The organism is Synechococcales cyanobacterium T60_A2020_003, from assembly GCA_015272205.1.
Lineage (GTDB): Bacteria > Cyanobacteriota > Cyanobacteriia > RECH01 > RECH01 > JACYMB01.
In genome coordinates this window covers 1-18,926 of the sequence record JACYMB010000013.1, presented here as the reverse complement: position 1 = coordinate 18,926, position 18,926 = coordinate 1, and the positions used below count along the sequence as shown (strand labels likewise).

15 protein-coding genes and 1 pseudogene are annotated in these 18,926 nt (G+C 52.7%); 9 read left to right on the top strand and 7 right to left on the bottom strand.

The genetic code is table 11. The annotated features are described in order from the left end of the window. The 3 genes and pseudogenes from IGR76_00505 to IGR76_00495 form a co-directional block, all read left to right on the top strand. Window positions 1–176 (top strand): IS5/IS1182 family transposase (locus tag IGR76_00505; protein ID MBF2077025.1); only part of this gene is annotated, 176 nt, incomplete at its 5' end. A 233-nt stretch (window positions 177–409) separates the two neighbouring features. Continuing rightward, window positions 410–1,270, top strand: a complete 861-nt coding sequence (locus IGR76_00500; protein ID MBF2077024.1) for an SIMPL domain-containing protein — start codon at window positions 410–412, stop codon at window positions 1,268–1,270. Window positions 1,271–1,625: 355 nt separating this feature from the next. Then, window positions 1,626–2,224: pseudogene (locus IGR76_00495) on the top strand (right-handed parallel beta-helix repeat-containing protein). Here IGR76_00495 and IGR76_00490 read toward each other — a convergent pair. After that, window positions 2,212–3,843 (bottom strand): radical SAM protein, encoded by a 1,632-nt coding sequence (locus IGR76_00490; GenBank protein MBF2077023.1) that lies wholly within the window; start codon window positions 3,841–3,843, stop codon window positions 2,212–2,214. The pseudogene IGR76_00495 and the gene IGR76_00490 overlap by 13 nt on opposite strands. 686 nt (window positions 3,844–4,529) lie before the next feature. Between IGR76_00490 and IGR76_00485 the strand changes: the two genes are divergently transcribed. Beyond that, complete coding sequence (locus IGR76_00485; GenBank protein MBF2077022.1) at window positions 4,530–5,585, top strand: tetratricopeptide repeat protein; 1,056 nt, start codon at window positions 4,530–4,532, stop codon at window positions 5,583–5,585. A gap of 99 nt (window positions 5,586–5,684) precedes the next feature. Here the strand turns inward: IGR76_00485 and ftsH4 are convergent, their stop codons facing one another. Both ftsH4 and IGR76_00475 read right to left on the bottom strand, forming a co-directional pair. After that, window positions 5,685–7,553, bottom strand: a complete 1,869-nt coding sequence (gene ftsH4 / locus IGR76_00480; GenBank protein ID MBF2077021.1) for an ATP-dependent zinc metalloprotease FtsH4 — start codon at window positions 7,551–7,553, stop codon at window positions 5,685–5,687. A 317-nt stretch (window positions 7,554–7,870) separates the two neighbouring features. Further along, window positions 7,871–8,065: a DUF2949 domain-containing protein gene (locus IGR76_00475; GenBank protein ID MBF2077020.1), complete on the bottom strand. Its 195-nt coding sequence runs from the start codon at window positions 8,063–8,065 to the stop codon at window positions 7,871–7,873. A 328-nt stretch (window positions 8,066–8,393) separates the two neighbouring features. On the opposite strand from IGR76_00475, the gene IGR76_00470 reads away from it, so the two are divergent. Next, the gene (locus tag IGR76_00470; GenBank protein MBF2077019.1) at window positions 8,394–9,509 is read left to right on the top strand and encodes a Gfo/Idh/MocA family oxidoreductase; all 1,116 of its coding nucleotides are present in this window, start codon (window positions 8,394–8,396) and stop codon (window positions 9,507–9,509) included. A gap of 196 nt (window positions 9,510–9,705) precedes the next feature. On the opposite strand, the gene IGR76_00465 is transcribed toward IGR76_00470, so the two are convergent. Both IGR76_00465 and IGR76_00460 read right to left on the bottom strand, forming a co-directional pair. Continuing rightward, window positions 9,706–11,175 (bottom strand): GAF domain-containing sensor histidine kinase, encoded by a 1,470-nt coding sequence (locus tag IGR76_00465; protein MBF2077018.1) that lies wholly within the window; start codon window positions 11,173–11,175, stop codon window positions 9,706–9,708. A 160-nt stretch (window positions 11,176–11,335) separates the two neighbouring features. Further along, complete coding sequence (locus IGR76_00460; GenBank protein ID MBF2077017.1) at window positions 11,336–11,533, bottom strand: hypothetical protein; 198 nt, start codon at window positions 11,531–11,533, stop codon at window positions 11,336–11,338. A gap of 162 nt (window positions 11,534–11,695) precedes the next feature. Between IGR76_00460 and IGR76_00455 the strand changes: the two genes are divergently transcribed. The 4 genes from IGR76_00455 (at window position 11,696) to cax (ending at window position 17,996) form a co-directional block, all read left to right on the top strand. Further along, window positions 11,696–12,454 carry a PspA/IM30 family protein gene (locus IGR76_00455; protein MBF2077016.1) on the top strand — a complete coding sequence of 253 codons (759 nt, stop codon included), beginning with the start codon at window positions 11,696–11,698 and terminating at the stop codon, window positions 12,452–12,454. A 48-nt stretch (window positions 12,455–12,502) separates the two neighbouring features. Next, a complete protein-coding gene (locus IGR76_00450; protein ID MBF2077015.1) occupies window positions 12,503–13,933 on the top strand; it encodes a 1-acyl-sn-glycerol-3-phosphate acyltransferase in 1,431 nt (476 codons plus the stop codon). Between the two features lie 223 nt (window positions 13,934–14,156). Next, window positions 14,157–16,418 (top strand): tetratricopeptide repeat protein, encoded by a 2,262-nt coding sequence (locus tag IGR76_00445; GenBank protein ID MBF2077014.1) that lies wholly within the window; start codon window positions 14,157–14,159, stop codon window positions 16,416–16,418. Between the two features lie 483 nt (window positions 16,419–16,901). Beyond that, complete coding sequence (gene cax, locus IGR76_00440; protein MBF2077013.1) at window positions 16,902–17,996, top strand: calcium/proton exchanger; 1,095 nt, start codon at window positions 16,902–16,904, stop codon at window positions 17,994–17,996. Here cax and IGR76_00435 read toward each other — a convergent pair. Beyond that, window positions 17,993–18,721, bottom strand: a complete 729-nt coding sequence (locus IGR76_00435) for a hypothetical protein (protein ID MBF2077012.1) — start codon at window positions 18,719–18,721, stop codon at window positions 17,993–17,995. The two genes, cax and IGR76_00435, sit on opposite strands and share 4 nt — an antisense overlap. Before the next feature lie 51 nt (window positions 18,722–18,772). Continuing rightward, window positions 18,773–18,926, bottom strand: a 154-nt coding sequence (locus IGR76_00430; GenBank protein MBF2077011.1) for a hypothetical protein, incomplete at its 5' end; no start/stop codon positions are given.

Sequence of the window (18,926 nt, the reverse complement as noted above, 5' to 3'; positions counted from 1 at the left end):
GCTATCATCGTCGTTCGATTGCTGAAACTACCATGTTCCGCTTTAAGACTATTTTTGGGGGCAATCTCAGTGCACGTCAATTTGACAATCAAGCCGTGGAATTGTTCATCAAATGTGTTGCGCTCAACCGCATGATTCAGATCGCTAAACCCGATAGCTACAAAGTCGAAGCTTAATACCCGGACGACCTCAAGGTGAGCCTGATCATCCTTCTAATCATGCAACAAAGCCCCTTAATTCTATAATCTTACGAAAGAATTCCATTTGCTTTATCCGGAAATGCTATACCTCGGAAGGTAGATACCCTAAGAAGGCGTATCTGCCCTGATGAGGCTATGGAATGCGTTGATGTATCCATTCTTATCGGAGCCTTGCATACTTCATCAAACCGCTCCAGAGAGAAACTTGTATGAAAATTTGGATTTCAAGTGTTTTGTCCCTGTCCTTAGTCGCAACTGGAAGTTCGTTTGCCTACGCCGCTGCTACCGAAGCTGAAGCTGCACCCTCTACAAATGAGATGCCCTCGTTCTCACTAGATGAGAGCTTGGATGGAACACTTGTGGCTCAATATTTCCCTATGATTTCTGGTGACCAACGAAACATCACCGTGATTGGAACGGGAACTGCATCCGTGCCTGCAGATTTCGCTGAAGTGCAGATGTTTTTCTATATTCGTGATTCCCTCGTTTATCCAGATTACTCGGTTGAGCCACCAGTTTATCCCACTCCACCCACCATTCGACGCAGCGATCTTCAGTCTGTCGTAGATGCGATCGTGGCAACGGGCATTCCTGAAAGTGATATTGAAGTCTACGTGGGTTCTAACTCTCCGGTAGGCTACGTAGACTACTACACCTCTCCTCGTATCCAAATTCGCATCAATCAGCCAACCCATTCCCGTATTCAGTCCGCCATTGATGCTGCAAGCGATGCTATTGCAGACAATGAAGTTCTCTATCTAGGACAAACGGGAGCCTATTTTGGCGTGAATAGCTGTGCGGGGCTAGAGTCGGAGACGCATCGTGAAGCCTTGAATGCCGCGCAGACCAAGGCCGAATCCCTTGCAAGCGTAGCCGGATTACAGCTTGGCGAAATTCTAGGGATTTCTGGAGGAGATTCTTATCCTGTTAACTATAGCCCTTACTCTTGCCCAGAACAGAGTGCAGCCTACGTTGATCCCTACATGACGCCTCCTCCGTACAATCCGTTTACTCCGCTAGAAGTGATGCTGAACACTAGCGTTACCGTGGTATACGAACTCTTAGACTAGAAATCGTCTGTACGGGCGAGTTTAGCAGACCTAATCCGATGAATCCTTAAGGATTAGCAACGAAATTCGCTTCTACATATCTTGAAATCAATGAACTGGATTTGGCAGACCATTGTGTTTGCACTACGGGGACACCTCTCATGGGTGTCCTTCGTTTTAGGTGAACACAGTCCATGATTTCAACCACAGGAGAGCAAGTTTGATCAAAATCTGGGAATCCTAAATCTATAGGAGTGCGGCTATCTTGCTTACTCCCTCATAAAGAGTACGAGATTAAAGCTTTACGGATCAAGGGGGCATGCCGATCGCTTCCGGCATGACTCATTAGAAAACCGTTCACTTCACCCAGAATGCTATGGCAATATTTACCGTCACCACACCTGCTGATAAAGGCAAAGGTTCTTTACGCGCCGCGATCGCTGCCGCTCAGAATGGCGATCGCATCCGCTTTGATGCCGCTCTCGCCAACAAAACCATTGTGCTCAAGACGGGACAGCTTGATATCAGCCAAAACGTGACTATTGACGGCTCTCAAGCGCCGGGAATCACGATTAGCGGCAATAAAACCAGTCGTGTTTTTGAAATTGGCGCGGGGCGATTGCCACGCTGACCGATCTCCGCATTACCCAAGGCAAGGTTACGGGAAGCGGCGAGAGTGATGGCGCAGGAGGAGGGATTCTCACCAATAACAGCAGCCATCTCACCGTGATCAACTGTCGGTTTGATCGCAACATTGCAGGCATGGGAGGTGCAATCTATACCGGATTCCAATCTAAAACAACGGTAATCAACAGCAGTTTTGATCGCAACGATGGCTCCCTCGCTAAATCAGAACATAGTGGAGGGGCGATCGCCACCAAAAGCGGCGGCACACTAACGATCCGAGGTTCAAGTTTTACTCAAAATCGGGGGATTAACGGGGGAGCGATTAATAACCTTATCTATGACGCATAGGAAAATGATTCTGGCGATACGTCCATTGCGCTAGAACGATGCTTGATCAGCGTTGATTTCGGCAAAGGCCCCTGGAGGTGATCCCACGGGAGGGGGTGATCAACAGACCATGAGGTATGAACGTAAAACTCCAGATCGGGCAACGTTCCCCGTAATTCTTTAAACGCACGGCGATAGCTGCCGAGGGAATCCCCATAATGGCGCACCAATTCCAGAAGATGAGAGAGGCGGCGATCGCCCCTGGAAATGAGCGCTTGAATCACCGACCAGTTGTAGCTTTCAGGACGGAAATCAATACCGTGGGGTCGCAATTGTTTTTGTAAGAGCTTTAGTTGTTTCTCAGCCTGGGGATTCACACCAAACCATTGAAATGGGGTGTGCGCCTTCGGTACAAAAGTGCTACATCCCAGGGTGAGGCGGAGTCCCGGTGCCGCTTTTTTGAGCGATCGCATCATTGCCACCGTTGCCTCTAAATCCTCCGGTTCCTCTCCCGGAATGCCCACCATCCCGTAGAGTTTGAGTGCACTCAATCCCCCTGCCTTAGCATTAACGGCAGCCTGCACGATTTCGTCATTGGTCAGCTTTTTGTTGATGACCTGTCGGAGGCGATCGCTCCCACTTTCCACCGCAATCGTAATCGAACGGGTGTCGTGCTTTACCAGCGTTTCGGTGAGTTTGGGGGTGACCGTGTTGGTGCGTACCGAGGCAATGCTGAGGCGCACGTCGTCGTAATCAGGCCGATTGAGATAGTCCAGAAGCTCGTCGAATTCCGGGTGCTGCGTCACCGAGGCCCCCAGTAACCCCAAACGGTTCGTGACCTGCAAGCCCTTGGCGATCGCCGGAATTAAGGAACCGTCTAAATCCGCCGTTCGAAAAGGCAGGGTGAGGTAACTGGCCAGGCAAAAGCGGCACATTTCTGGACAACTCCGCACTACCTCCACCATGTAAATGTTTTCCCAGGCCGCCCGTTCGGTGACAACGGTGGAGGTTGAAAGGACGTTGCCGCGATAGGTTTGCTTTTGGATTTGAGCGGGAATATCTGGACTGATGGGTTCAATCTGCTGAATGGCTCCGTCCATTCCGTTGTAGGTGACATGGTACAAACTGGGGACGTAGACACCCGGAACTTGAGCGAGATGACGATATTGGGTTAGGCGATCATCCTTGCGAACCGACTGAAACGCATCGATGAATTCACCTAGCAGATTTTCACCATCGCCCAGTAAGATGACATCAAAAAAGTCAGCAAACGGTTCTGGATTCGCGGTGAGCACCGGGCCACCGCCAAACACAATCGGGTGAGCATCGGTGCGATCGCTCGCCCGCAGCGGAATTCCCAAATTCTCTAGCATCGCCAGGATATTTACATAGTCCAGTTCCCAAGACACTGAAAAGCCAAGCAATTCTGGCTGGCTCGGCAATGGCTCCTGCCCATCGGTAAAGAGCCGTGCTACGGCCACATCCGATCGGGCAGCCAAGGTTGCCCATACCACCTGATAGCCCAGACTGGTAATGCCGACGCTGTATTCGTTTGGGAATGCGAAGATAGCGGCGATCGCATCATCTCCCGACGGGGATGGCGTAAACAGCAGTCGCTCATCGGGAAATACAGCAGTCATACCTCTAGCTCATACTCAGCGGACTTGGACAACACAAACAGTCCCATCATTAAAACGGCTCTCTCAGCGTTGGCGATTGCAATTGTATCGGTAATCCTAGGGATACACCTCTCCCTAATCGAGCTTATCGAATTTTACGTGATGCGTGGGACGTCCGGAGCAGACCACAGCTTCCAATCTCATCGCTATCCCTGAGTCATTCGCGAACCTCAAATCCCGGTCACTCTGATCGCTTCATTAACGCTTCACACACCTGTGGTCTAGTCAAAAACGCAGCAACTGATTCAGTATCGCAGTTGAACGGTGAGTATCGCCGATCTCTGAGGCGGACAATACTTTGTCCATCAACGGCTTTGGAAATTCTAACGTTCCGTATTTTTTCCCAAACACGCCAATACATTACGTGAGACAACATCAGCGCATCTACGCTGGGCGTTCATCTAAATTTCATCTTTGATGATAACAAGGGGGGGAATAAGCTAGTCTTGTACTTATACTCAACAGGACGATATGCAAAGCCACCTTAGCGGGTGCAGTTGATTTTAATCGATTTTAAAGTTGAATCGGGTTTAGTCTATGAATTGACTAAACGCATCATAGCAGGAGTGTTTGCTATGGACTTTGTAGCAAATACTCAGGGAAAATGTTTGTAGATTATTGGGTTAGCACCCTCGGCGGTGATTGCCATGAATGAGGCATTTGACGACAAGCACGGTACTTTGAACTCGTCTTTGGAACGCGGTTGGGACTCTAGCGAACCCTTCAACCCTCAAGTGATGTTCATCAACGAAGCGGATCGGCTACTGGAAAAGGGCATTGAGCAGTATCAAATCCGTGACTATGACCATGCGTTGGAATCCCTCCAACATGCCCTAGACCATTACCGCATGGCCCATCACTACCAGGGCGAGGGCAAAGTACTGGGAGCACTGGGACTGGTCTACTATGCCCTGGGGAACTACACCGAGGCGATCGCCCAATGCCATCAAAGTCTTGCCATTGCGCGTCAACAGGGCGATCGCCGCACCGAACGACAGGCCCTTGGCACCCTTGGCAACGCCTATCGTCACCAGGAAGACTTTCCTCGTGCCATTTCCTACAAGCTGGAAAGCCTCAACCTCTCCAGAGAACTGAAGGACTATCGCGGTGAAGTGGCTGCGCTCAATAACCTCGGTATGGCCTACAAAGCGATGGGGGATTGCGAAACGGCTATTGCCTACTACGAGCAGAGCCTAGAAATCGTACGGAAGCAGGGCGATCGCATCGTTGAAGGGCAAATTCTCCGAAATTTGGGCAATGCCTATCACTCGCTAGAACTCTACCCTGAAACCATTCGCTGCTACGAGCAACTGCTGTCCATCATGCGGGAGTTGCAGGATCACCGTGCGGAAGGTCAGGTCTTAAAAAATCTGGCCAGCCTCTGTTCGCTGATTGGAGACATGGGAACAGCGATCTCCTATCACCAGCAGCGGTTGGCTGTGGCGCGTGTGACCCGTGACTGGCGAGGCCAAGAGCAAACTCTGGAGAGTTTAGGGATGCTTTATGACTCGATCGGGGAATACGAAAAAGCGATCCAGTATTTTGAACAACGTCTTATCTTGGCGCGATCGATTCAGGATAATGATTTGGAGAAACACACAATCGAAAGCCTCACGAACCTTTGCTACACCCTTGGGGATTATTCACGACTGACCCAGTACGAGGTGTCAGACACCTCAGATAAGGCGGATGCTGGTCATTAAGAGGAAGGGGGCGATCGCCCAGCATCCATCAAGACAACTATTCCATTAAAAAAGCCCAGGACTCTCATCCTGGACTTCTCAAGTAAGGTAGGACGACTGTTACACCGCCACGTTTGCCGGAACCTTCACCTGTGCCAATGCCTCATGTAAGGTTGCTCCCTCAATCGTTTCCGTTTCCAACAGTTGCAGAGACAGCGTTTCCAGCAAGTCACGATTCGCGTGCAGGATATCCAGCGCCCGCTGATGCGCCGCTTCCACAATCCCCTTCACCTCCTCATCAATGGCTTCAGCGGTGCGATCGCTCACGACGCGGCGGGGGTTGGGTATTCCCCCATCCAGGAACATGGCTTGTTGTCCCTTTTCGTAGGCCAGAGGGCCAAGCACCTTGCTCATACCATAGGTCGTCACCATCCGTTCAGCTAGATCCGTTGCCCGTTGCAGATCATTGGATGCCCCCGTGGTGATGCTACCAAAGATAATCTCTTCCGCAGACCGTCCACCCAACAGCGTCGCAATCTGGCCTTTGAGTTCGTCCTCATTTAGGAGGAATCGATCTTCGGTGGGCAGTTGCAGCGTGTATCCTAGGGCTGCCATACCCCGTGGCACGATCGAGATTTTCTCTACCTTGTTGCTTCCGGGCATCGCCGCACCAACGAGGGCGTGACCCACTTCGTGATAGGCGACAATCTTCTTCTCTTTGTCGTTGAGAACCCGACTCTTTTTCTCCAATCCAGCAACGACCCGTTCAATCGCCTCCGCAAAGTCGGCTTGGATCACGGCCTCCCGTTGATTCCGCGCCGCTAAAAGAGCCGCTTCGTTGACTAGATTCGCCAAATCCGCACCTGAGAACCCTGGGGTACGAGTGGCGATCGCCTTTAAATCCACCTCCCGATCCAGCTTCACCTTTTGGGCATGGATGTTGAGAATTGCTTCTCGGCCTGCCAAATCAGGGCGATCGACCAGCACCTGACGATCAAACCGGCCGGGACGTAGTAATGCTGGATCAAGGGTTTCGGGTCGGTTCGTGGCGGCCAATACAATCACCGTCGTATCACCACCGAAACCGTCCATTTCAGTCAATAACTGATTGAGGGTTTGTTCTCGCTCGTCGTTGCCGCCATAAAAGCCGCCAGCGCTACGAGATTTGCCGATCGCGTCTAGCTCATCAATAAAGATGATGCAGGGAGCCTGCTTCTTCGCCTGTTCAAATAGGTCGCGCACTCGCGAAGACCCTACACCCACAAAGAGCTCGACGAACTCAGACCCCGAAATGCTGAAGAAAGGAACGCCCGCTTCCCCCGCCACCGCCCGCGCCAGCAGGGTTTTTCCGGTTCCCGGAGGGCCCACGAGGAGCACACCCTTGGGAATACGTGCGCCGATCTGGGTATAGCGTTTGGGGGTTTTCAGAAAATCGACAATTTCCACCAGTTCGGTCTTCGCTTCCTCGACGCCAGCAACGTCATTGAAGGTGATTTTGTCCATTTCGCCTTCGACATAGACCTTTGCTCGGCTCTTCCCAATAGACAGCACGCCTTGGGAGCCACCCTGCCCTCGGCTAATGAAGAATTGCCAGATCGCGACAAAAATTAGGGGAGGAATGACCCAGCCCAGAATATTCGTGAACCAACCGTTCTTGGGGGGAGGGGTTGCGGCGAACTCCACACCGTTGCGTTCGAGAAGCTTGGGCAGTTCCAAATCAAAAATTGGCGTGGTTGCCAAAACTTGACCCGGTTGCTCAGCCGTGTCACTAAGCTGATATCGGATTTGGTTTTGACCGATGGATACCCGCGCGACTTCGTGCTCCTGAACTTGGTGAATAAATAAGCTGTAGGGAACTTGAGGAATTTGTGGCCCCAACACCCGTGGCAGCAAGATTTCAATCAGCAGAAACACGCCTGAGATGATCAGCAAAATATTCCCAAGGCGGCGAGAAGGAGGAGCCTTTGGTGGGTCTTTTTTAACAGCCATAGGATTACGAAACCTAAGCGAACTTGGACTTTCAATAGCACGAACGTTTTTATTGTAGTTTTATTTCAATTCTGATGCCCGTAAATGGCGGGCGCGAAATTTCACCCTAACAGATACGGATATTTGGATAGCCTATGTTGGAGCAACCAGTGATTTCCATGAATTCTTTAGCGTGTTCACCGTATTCACGATGACCTGGATCGACCAATGAGGATGTAGCTCGGAATTCTCAGCTAGGCAGATACAGAAATTCACATATATCCATAGGGCAATCGCCCTATACCAGCGCTCAAGCAAGACACTGACCCCCAGATGCCCTAAGCTGTTTCTAGCCAATCAAAGATGCGATCGAGCTGTTCTAGGGTAATGAGGCCGTACTGCCACAAAATCATGGGAATGGGATCAGAACTGTTTTGATGGTGGCGCAGGGCAACGGCGATAGCGTCCTCGGGTACGGCGAGGTCTTCTTGTAAAAAGTGGATCAGTCGGTTTCGCTTATAGGTTGTTTCCATGATTAAAGTGTCTGCTTGGTGGAGAAGTGAAAAGGCTATTGTTAACTTTTAAAACAATATCTCAGAAATAGTCCCTTGATTATAAGAGGCTTTTCCGCGTTTTGACGTGAGGATTGGGTCAATTTTGATTCAATTCCCACCGAATTCTAATCAGCTCATCGTCAGTACTTTCCAAGATTTACGAGTCTGCCTGTCTCGGTTTAGTTATACCGGATATCGGCAGTAGTGCATCTTAGAGTTTTCTGAGAAGCCTCGGTCAATCGGATGAGAATTCGCTGAGAAATGATGCGAAGATAGGCAGTGTTCAAGCGCTAGCGTATCGGTTGCAATGACTCAATCCATTGGCGTAGCTGTCGTTGGCACAGGCTTTGGTGCCAAAATTCATATTCCTGGGCTTCAAGCTCATCACCGCACCCACGTTGCGGCGGTTTACCATCGCGATCGCGCCAAGGCCGAGGCGATCGCCGCCCAGCACCACATTCCCCACACCTGCCAAACTGTAGAGGAAATTGTAGCGTGTTCTGGCGTGGATGCCGTCAGTATTTCAACACCGCCGTTTTTACACTACGACATGGCAAAAACGGTACTGATGGCAGGCAAACATTTGCTGCTCGAAAAACCGACGACATTGACCGCTGCTGAAGCCAGAGAACTTTATCATCTCGCCGAACAGAACGGTGTCGTCGCCACGATGGACTTTGAGTTTCGCTACGTCCCTGCGTGGCAGCACGTTGCAGAATTATTAAAAGAGGGGATGGTGGGCGAGCCTCGCCTAATTAAAGTGGACTGGTTAGTGTCGGGACGTGCCGACCCCCAACGCCCTTGGAACTGGTATGCCCGTAAAGATCAGGGCGGAGGTGCGCTCGGTGCCCTGGGTTCCCACACCTTTGACTATATTGCTTGGCTGTTTGGTCGCCCCACCCGACTCTGTGGACGGCTCAGCACTACCATTACCACCCGTCCTGATCCCGTGACGGGAGAACCTCGTCCCGTCGATGCGGATGACACTGCCAGCATCATGCTGGAACTCGAAGACGGAACTCCATGCCAGGTGATGTTGAGTGCCGTGACCTACCAAGGGCGCGGACACTGGGTTGAGGTGTATGGCGATCGCGGCACGTTGATCCTAGGCAGCGATCATCAAAAAGATTACGTACATGGGTTTAAGATTTGGTCGAGTACGGGGGGAGACGCGCTCACTGAAGTCCCGATTCCTGATCGACTGGCCTTTCCTAAAACGTATGAGGATGGTCGCCTTGCACCTTTCATCCGCGTGGTGGATCAATGGGTGCAAACCATCGATCGGGGCCTATCCTCTACCCCATCCCTCCGGGACGGCGTTTACTCTCAGCTTTTAATGGATCTCACCCACGAGTCCAACACCACCGGGAAATGGGTCACTGTCCCTGATCTGGATACGTTTCTGCATAGTTATAAGCTATAGCGCTAGCCATATCGGTTAGGACATTTTGGTGGGGCGGCTTCGCCGCCCCACCAAAATGTCCATGTCTTCAGCTAACTGGCAACAGCTATGAGCGATTGTTCGAGGGCATTTCCTTCAAACAACCGCCCAAAACGCTTAGGATGCTTTCCTCAGGACAAATCCCCCATACCTCAAACGTCTGAACGGTTACTAGAGTTTAACGGTTCAATGCGTTAACGTCCGGTTGCAGTTGGGGCAGGATGACCACGTAATGCCCTCCCGTTGTTGGCGATCCTTGTGTTTTAATTTCCCCACCATGCAATGCGGCTAGGCGTTGACTCAGTTTTAAGCCAAGCTGGTGGCGATCGCTGCTAGGAGCATTGCCCTGAGCCTCTCCCGTATCATCCACCATATCAGCATCGCCAGGGTTGCCGTGCCGCTCACGGCTTTCTCGGGAATTGGCGAAGGCTGTATCGGACACCAGCATCGATGGATGACTCAAGACATCATTCATGGGCAAGGAATCTTGGGGCAGACCCTCGCCCAACCACGGATGGGATGTCCAGAGCATAATGTGTAGCTGCTGCTGCTTCCGGGAGACGTGTATCCGTACCGTACTGCCAGGATTGGAACTCTGAATTAGGTTAGAGGTTAGGTGATACAGCATCTGGCGAATTTTAGCCTTATCCAGATACCAAATCCGATTCCCCGGTTCCACCGTAAGCTGGATCTCGTCTTCACAGCGATGGGCCGCCTGATCGAGCGAACGAATTGCCTGTTGGCACACCATCTCAACATCTACAGGGGTGAGATCTAAGGCTGAATGATCGGTTTCTAAGCTGCCAATTTCTAAAATTTCATTCGCCAGGGACAGTAAATACTGACCGCTATTGTGTACCACATCCACGTATTCATGCTGCTTAGGGGTCAGGGTTCCGTAGATTTCCCGTTTGAGCACACTGGTCATCCCCAGGACGGACGTGAGCGGCGTCCGCAGCTCTTGAGTCATTTGAGTCAGCAGATTGCTTTTAATTTCTAGAATTTCCTGTTGGAGGGATAGGGATGCTGGAGCCTCGGGACGAGCGATTGCTGGAGTCGTTGGAAATATTGGCGTTCCTGAGTCTTGTCGGTGCAGGAGGCGATCGCGCTCATACTCGCTCATACTCCACCGCGCCATCAGTTCTAGAAATGCGATATCTTTTGGCGAAAACTGCCGAGGTGCCAGTTCCATCACGGCTAAGCTACCCAAGCACTGACCTTGGCTGGTGAACAGCGGCACCCCCAAGTAAGCTCGAATGCCGTACCGCTGCACTAAAAGACTAGAGTTTGCAGTCGGATCTAACGTTACATCCGCAATGACGACTGGACGCTGTAGCTCCACCACGCGATCGCACAGGGACTCTACCCGAGGCAACTGACGAGATACCGCTAGCTCATTCATTAACCCAATTCGGGATAGCCCTACCGCCGATTTAAACCAGTGGCGATCGCTGTCGATGACCCCTAGCAGACAAATCGGCATACTCAGAAAATGCGCCGCCGTTTGCGTCGCTTCATCAAACACAGGAACGCGATCCACGTCGACGAGCCCCGATGCATGAAGCGCATCCAGACGCTGCTGCTCCGAACGGTGAGTGAATACAGTGGAATCGCACGAGCTGTGCGACTTTTGATTAGGACTTATCATTGCAACCCTGTCCTCGCATACATATAGTAAGGTTCAACTGTGATCAAGAAGCCTTAGGGCATGGTGTTGACCCAGAGTGATGAGCTAGGAAAGAGAGAGGGAATTCCTATTCCATAACCCGATATTACAGAGAGTTCCCGCCTAAGGTTCTGAATGAACATTATTTGGACTCTGTATAAATAAGTTCAGCATTCTCCACAGGCGCAGCCATCGCAACGTTACGACTCGTGGTGAATTTGCGGATGTCAAGCGCTGGTAGACGTCCTGTGAAACACCGCTGGGCAAAATCGCCCAATTGCGTAAGTCCTAGACGATTTGAATAGGGGGCGATCGCCCGCTCGATTCGGTCAACAGCCAACACCCAAAATAATGGGGTCTTCAGTCCAGGATATTTTCACTCCCAACAGGACTGAGTCCAGAGAAATGGGTAGGGTAGTATAGAGGGAAGCTGGCTTTCATGCCGAGCGTTTAACGAACGTGCCGTGTACACCAGTGGATTAGCCCATGGAGAAGCGGGGTTATGGGATTGTTTGATCGCCTTTGGCGCGTGATTCGAGCCAATATTAATAGTTTGATTAGTCAGGCCGAAGATCCAGAAAAGATCCTTGAGCAAACCGTTATGGATATGCAAGAGGATTTGATCCAGCTTCGTCAGGGGGTTGCCCAGGCGATCGCCACCCAAAAACGCACCGAACGCCAGTACGCCCAAGCCAAAACCAATACCGAAGAATGGTATCGCCGCGCCGAACTCGCCCTCCAAAAAGGCGATGAACATCTAGCTCGCGAAGCCCTCACGCGCCGTAAGACCTATGAGGAAACCGCGAATGCCCTCAAAGCCCAGATCGAGCAGCAGAGTGTGATTGTGGCACAGCTTAAGCAAAATATGATTACGCTGGAACGCAAAATTGCGGATGCGAAGACCAAGAAAGATATGTACATTGCCCGGGCTCGATCGGCAAAAGCATCCCAAAAGCTCAACGAAATGCTAGGGCAAGTGGGCAACAGTGGGGCAATGGCAGCCTTTGAGCGCATGGAAGAACGGGTCATGGAAATGGAAGCTCGCTCAGCCGCCCTGGCAGAACTGGCGAATGACACCGTTGAACACCAGTTTGCAGCGCTGGAACAGGGCAGTGTTGATGAAGATCTCGAAGCCCTAAAGCGTAAAATGATGGGCGAATCAGCTCCAGCTTCAGGTAGTTTACCTGCGGCGGAGTCTGCCCCCAGTCCGGCAACGGATGCCGAGCTAGACGACCTGCGATCGCGCCTAGAGAATGACTAGCTAGTCTGGGCGAAGGGGGAGTCTACAAGATTAAAGGAAGTGTCAACGGTGCCGCATACATCCATTACCCAAGTTCAGCCCCCGCTTGAGTTTATTCCCCCCCAGTACACCCCGTCTATCCAGCGAGCGGCCAAGGTATTACTGCCTCCCTTCATGCGCTGGTCGCTGGGAATTATCGAACACGACACCGCGAAGACTGAAATTTTGGTCGATCTTTATGAAAAGTTTCAGAGCGATCGCGCCCGATTTTTGATTGCCTTTCGCCATCCGTCCCCCACTGACCCATTTTGCATTGCCCATTTCCTGTGGAACCAGGTGCCGACCGTTGCCCGCCAGCGGGGGGTGCAGCTTAAACGACCTACCCACGCCCACTTTGTATACGATCGCGGCATTCCGCTCTGGGCAGGGCAAGTGGCCGGCTGGGGCATTGCCCGCCTTGGAGGCACCCCCATCCGACGAGGTGGGTTAGATCGCAAAGGTCTAAAATCGGTGCGATCGCTCTTTGCGGAAGGGCAATTTCCCATGGCGGCCTCCCCAGAGGGCGGCACAAACCAACACAACGAGCTGGTGAGTCCCCTGGAACCCGGCATTGCCCAATTCGGGTTTTGGTGCCACGACGATCGACTGTCCATGAACCAACCTGCGGAGGTGTTCCTGCTGCCTCTGGGTGTACAGTACAATCTCGTGGGGCAACCGTGGCGGAAGGTTGAAGCCATGCTGCGCCAGCTTGAGAAGACCGCAGGCTTATATGACGCATCGGATCTCCAACTCCAGGATGATCAGTTTCCAACCGAGGAGCAGTTAGCAGGACTCTACAAACGGCTGTATGCCCTGGGCTGGAAGTTGCTCAGCGAGATGGAAGGCTACTACCTGCGGTTTTATCGCCATGCGCTGCCTGCGGAAATTGTGGAGGCATTAACCAAAGTTCAAGCTAGGAACGAAATGCCGCCTGAAAACGATGGTCTCGCCCATCGCCTCCAAACCCTCCTCAGTGCAGCTCTCACCGTAGCAGAGCAATTCTTCCAACTTCCCACAAAGGGGGGAATTATTGATCGCTGTCGGCGGGTCGAGCAGGCCGCATGGGAGCGTATCTATCGAGAGGATATTGTGTTGAATGGCCTCACCCCGGTCGAACAAGGGTTAGCGGATCGGATTGCTGAAGAAGCGAATCTGAGGCTGTGGCATATGCGCCTAGTGGAAAACTTCGTCAGCGTCACCGGACAATACGTGATGGAAAATCCCTCGGTGGATCGCTTTGCCGATACGCTGACGTTGCTCTGGAAAACCGTGGCTCGCATCGAGCGGAACGAGGTTTCGCCGCCGAATTTGGGCGATCGCAAAGTGTTGATTACAGTGGGGGATCCCATTTCTGTGAGCGATCGCTGGCTCGCCTACCAGTCCAATCGTCGTCAGGCCGTATCGTTGCTGACCCAGGATTTACAGGATGCACTGGAAAATTTGATCGTAACGTCAGGGTAGGGATCGGCGATCGCCCGCCTCATCTCAAGATCCCTAGTCTGCCATCGTCGATAGAGGCCGATAGAGCACGTATAGCCAACTGAAAGCTCGACACTCAAACCCACCATTGCAAATCGCTTAGTTTATTAGCGAATCCTGCATCCTGTCCTGACTGCGAGGCAAAGCTGTAGAAAAGGGAAGGTATAGACCGTACTTGTCCAACCTCATTTCCCCTGCAACTGCCGTGACACACTCTTGCGAGCCTTCCGGGATTAATCAGGAAACCTATGATCGCTTAAAGCTGCTGCTGAGCCTGAATATGCGGCGTCAGATTTTGCTGGCCGTCTGCGATGATCTGGTGCTGCGCGATCGCCTGGTAACGCAGTTAGAGTCGGAGGTGGCCTATCCCCTACCCTCGAATACCGAGGGCGATCGCCTAGACGACTATCCCCACCTGGTCAGCCTCACGCTCGATCTCCACGATCCCAATCCGGTGGTGCAAATGGCGCAATGGCTCACGGAGTTTCCCCCCCCTGCGGGGCAAGATTATCGATTACCCGCTTTTCAGATCATCGGGATCGAGCACCTCACCCGCCAGCCTGCCGCCGTTCAGCGACTCTTCTTCAGCTATTTAGACGGCATTGAGCGCAGCCTGCCGATGATGGAGTTCAGCGTGCTGCTGTGGCTGCCGCGCCCTTGGTTTAATGCGCTGAAAGAATCGGCTCCGGACTTTTGGCGATGCCGGAATGCGGTATTCGAGTTTGTGGGCGATCCCACTCCTCTGACCCACCCGTCCCATCCCTCCGAAGCCGCGACCGCGACCCCCTCCAATCCGTCACCGCAACTGCCAGCCTCCTCGCCCCAACCCAAACCTGAAGCTCCCGCCGCCCAGTTTTCGGAACGGGAGTTGCTTAAAATTCTGCACCATGATCTGCGAAGTCTCGATCGGGAACGGCGATCGCCCTCCGCCAACCAATCCCAATCTACGACGACGGACGATCCTCCCAAGGCGCTAACTCCGCCACCGCTGCTTCCGTTGACCACCCAGACCAGCCATTCGTCTACGAACGGCTCATCACCTGCGATCGCCCACGGCATGAATGGCAAATCGCTGGGAACGTCCTACTCCATTTCGGTTAAAAACGGTGGATCGGTTACCCTAAATCCGATCAAGGGTATCCCGGCAGAGCGCACCCGAGCGTTCATCAAACCTACCGCGATTCCCGATCTCGATCTCGATGCCGTCACGGATCCGGAGGTACTCAAGGAGCAAATTGCGCTGCTTCACCAACAGCAGGCATCCCCGTCAGTGCTATCCAACGCTTACCGCACCCTAGGCAACCTCTATCGCACTCGTGTAGAGGAAGGAAACGCAACTGATGCCGAAATTCTGGCCGCAATTCAAGCCTATGAGCAGGTGTTGGTGTGGCTTCAGGAGTCGTCGCCCGTGTGGATTGACGTCCTCAACGATATGGGGAATCTGTTCTGGATGCTGTCGCGGCGATCGCTCGATCCGGAAAAAGCATTGTCCAATCTTAATCAGGCGATCGCCACCTACCAGCACGGATTGGCACGGGTGAAACTGCCGGAGCACTTGCCCAACTACACCATGCTGCAAAACAACCTGGGAGCAGCCTACAGCGATCTCGCTCGATTTGAGAACCCCGCCGAAAGCTTGCAGAAATCGATCCAAGCGTACCAACAAGCCCTCCGCCACCGCAATCCCGACGTAGACCCCATGCGCTACGCCCTGACTCAGAACAATTTGGGCACGGCCTACTGGAATCTGGCGCAACATTACAAGCCCAAGGACAACCTCAAACAAGCCGTTGCCGCCTATTCCGAAGCCCTGCGGTTCTATCGTCCCGAAACTGAGCCGCTCAATCACGCCATGATCCAGAACAACCTCGGCACTGCCTACTGGAATCTGGCACAGCATGAGCGTCCCCAGGACTGGCTGACCCTGGCCTTAGGAGCCTATCGGATGGCGCTACGCTACCGCACCATCGACAAAACACCCGCCGCCTATGCCGCCACCCAAAACAACCTGGGAACCGCATACTGGCACATGGCAAACCACTGTAAGAACAACCCAGAAGCGCGGCTGGACTACCTAAGACAGGCGATCGTGGCCTATGCAGAAACCCTGATTGCCGTAGAGCGTATTGTGATGCAGCATCGATGGGAGGGCAACACCTCGCCAACCCTCAACTTTGATGTCTACGCCACCCACAACAATTTGGCTCTGGCGCACTACCAGCTCGCTACGGATTACCAAATTCCGTTCCAGGATGATATTCGTTTGGATCACCTCGATCTTGCCCTGCGGGAACACCTCAAAGCGCTTCAAGGCTGGATGGATAAAGCCGACCTTCACCAAACCACGGTGGGCTACATTGCCCGAACCGTACGCGCCTTCTACAACCAAGGGGGCATCAAGGCGCAAAACCAAGCCCTCTCAAAAATTCCAGCCAATCTCTTGCCAGAAATTTTGCCCCAACTGTAGGGGATTCATACCGCGCAGGGACGGGATGCACAGGTGTCATGCATCGATAGGGTTTGGGATCAGTTTTGCTCTCAAATCCGGTTGATCACTGATCAATGCCAGACGGCTAGGGGCAGGTTTTGCCGATAGCTTCCGGTAGATGCCAGAGTAAAGGGCAAAACCCACCCCTCCACCGGGGATGAATCCATGACTTAACCGGATTTGATACAAATCTGCAAAATCCTTAATCCGCACCCTCTGTGGTGAAGGTATCCTAAGCAGGGATAGAACCATGATGAAGGGGCGTCGGCTGGCTGGTGAGGTCGCGCTTAGTTGAGAGGCGATCGCCCTTAATCTGGAGCCTGAACCAGCTTTCAGTCCTAACTGACACATACCCCCTGGGTTGACTAACGGATTTCTAGAGGCTTTGCATGAGCTTACGGCGTGCGGCTTCCAGCATTCGCAAGCGACCTGGGTTGACTAACGGATTTCTAGAGGCTTTGCATGAGCACCAAAAACCTAATTTTTACTGTTCTCCTCGCATTTGTTCCCATTTCCATCCTGGCTCATTTTCTAGGCTGGGGCGAACTCACCGTCTTTCTCACGGCCTGTATGGCAATCGTTCCTCTTGCCGCCTGGATGGGAACTGCCACCGAGGAAATTGCGATCGTTGTTGGCCCTAACTTAGGCGGGCTGCTGAATGCCACCTTCGGCAACGCTACGGAATTGATTATTGCCCTCGTCGCCCTTCGCGCCGGATACGTAGAGGTTGTCAAAGCCAGCATCACTGGATCGATCATGGGCAATCTGCTCCTGGTAATGGGGCTATCCATGCTGTTGGGCGGATTACGCTATAAGGAGCAAGAGTTTCAGCCTGTGATGGCACGCCTCAATGCGTCGTCCATGAGTTTGGCGATTGTTTCGATTCTGCTGCCCACAGCCGTTGATTTCACATCAACCGGGATCTCTGAAGAAACGATTCAGCGTCTATCAGTCGCCGTTGCCCTGGTTCTGATTGGGGTCTATGCCCTAACGCTGCTGTTTTCGATGAAAACCCATAGCTATCTCTGCGATGTGGGGGAAGCAGAATTTGAAGACGCTGACGGGGCATCCCATCAGAAGCCAAACGTGATTCTGTGGACAGCGATTCTGCTGGGTGCGACGCTGCTAGTGGCGATCGAGTCGGAGCTTTTGGTTGGCGCGCTGGAAGAAGCCACATCCCAACTGGGTTTAACGGAACTTTTCACCGGGGTTATCTTGGTGCCGATCATCGGTAACGCGGCAGAACACGCAACTGCCGTGACCGTAGCGATCAAAAACAAAATGGATCTCTCCGTGTCGGTCGCCGTTGGCTCTAGTATGCAGATTGCCCTGTTTGTAGCTCCGGTTCTGGTGATTGCGGGCTGGTTCTGGGGACAGCCGATGGATTTGAACTTTAATCCCTTTGAGTTAGTCGCGGTGGCGGTGGCGGTTTTGATTGCCAATTCCATCAGCTCAGACGGGCGATCGAACTGGTTAGAGGGAACGCTACTCCTCGCCACCTACGCCATTCTGGGACTCGCTTTCTACTTTCACCCCGTCATGGAAGGGATGGGTTAGGCCATTGCTGGATCAAAAATGGCGTACTGCACCGGCGAGGCGATCGCCACATCCAGGATCGGCTGATGGGTGAGGCATCGCCAGTGGCAGGTCAATAGGTCGGGTGTTTGGACGCCAATACTGGCGATCGCTGGCAGGTCTGGAAAAGGAAACACCCGGTCGAACACCAGCAATTGTTGCTCGAACCCAAATTTGAGGAGATACACGGCTGGCGTTGCTTGAAGATGGGTCAACAGTTGGTGGGCAAAGCGGTAGAGGGGCTGTCGCCAGCGATCGCCCAAGTGCATAGGCTGCATATACCCGTCTGGATTGAGAACTCCCCTGCGAATCACCTCGGCATACAGAGGCCCTTTTGCCGTCCAGACCACAGGCAGCCAATAAGAACCCTCGCCTACCTGAACATTCATCTGCGTTTGTACCTGCTGACGAAGGGAATCCACATCCCGACAGGTGGCATAGAGCGATCGCCCGGAAAACTCCAGCGAATCCGGCACATCGAGGGTTAATGGAATCAGCATTGCTTCTGATGGAATCGATAGTCCCGATGGGTGGGTCGAGGCGAGAGTCACGGTGGGGGGTGGATCCGCGATGGGCAACGGCTGGAGAATGGCATCCGTCAATGTCTGCGTCAGCCGTAAAAAATCTGGTGGTAGCTCCACGTCACCCTGCGGCGTTGTTGGAGCATCCACCAGAATCACAACATGGTTTGGGGAAACGAAGGGCATAACAACGGTAACCTTTGCGCGATCGGGCCAGGTTACATTATGCCGATAGACTTACACATCTCCAAGATTTGGGATCACTCGTCCAGCAAAACCAATGCTGGGGAAGCTAGGCAAATCGATAAAATTGGTGCGGCGATTACGAACGGCTAACCGATAGCTGACGCTCTGCAATTCGGCGTGAAGCTGGCGATTCTCCCGCTGGATA

Coding starts and splice junctions, on each gene's coding strand:
- IGR76_00490 (MBF2077023.1), bottom strand. CDS start 3,843: ATGACTGCTGTATTTCCCGATGAGCGACTGCTGTTTACGCCATCCCCG.
- IGR76_00470 (MBF2077019.1), top strand. CDS start 8,394: ATGACTCAATCCATTGGCGTAGCTGTCGTTGGCACAGGCTTTGGTGCC.
- ftsH4 (MBF2077021.1), bottom strand. CDS start 7,553: ATGGCTGTTAAAAAAGACCCACCAAAGGCTCCTCCTTCTCGCCGCCTT.
- IGR76_00475 (MBF2077020.1), bottom strand. CDS start 8,065: ATGGAAACAACCTATAAGCGAAACCGACTGATCCACTTTTTACAAGAA.
- cax (MBF2077013.1), top strand. CDS start 16,902: ATGAGCACCAAAAACCTAATTTTTACTGTTCTCCTCGCATTTGTTCCC.
- IGR76_00465 (MBF2077018.1), bottom strand. CDS start 11,175: ATGATAAGTCCTAATCAAAAGTCGCACAGCTCGTGCGATTCCACTGTA.
- IGR76_00455 (MBF2077016.1), top strand. CDS start 11,696: ATGGGATTGTTTGATCGCCTTTGGCGCGTGATTCGAGCCAATATTAAT.
- IGR76_00500 (MBF2077024.1), top strand. CDS start 410: ATGAAAATTTGGATTTCAAGTGTTTTGTCCCTGTCCTTAGTCGCAACT.
- IGR76_00485 (MBF2077022.1), top strand. CDS start 4,530: ATGAATGAGGCATTTGACGACAAGCACGGTACTTTGAACTCGTCTTTG.
- IGR76_00435 (MBF2077012.1), bottom strand. CDS start 18,721: ATGCCCTTCGTTTCCCCAAACCATGTTGTGATTCTGGTGGATGCTCCA.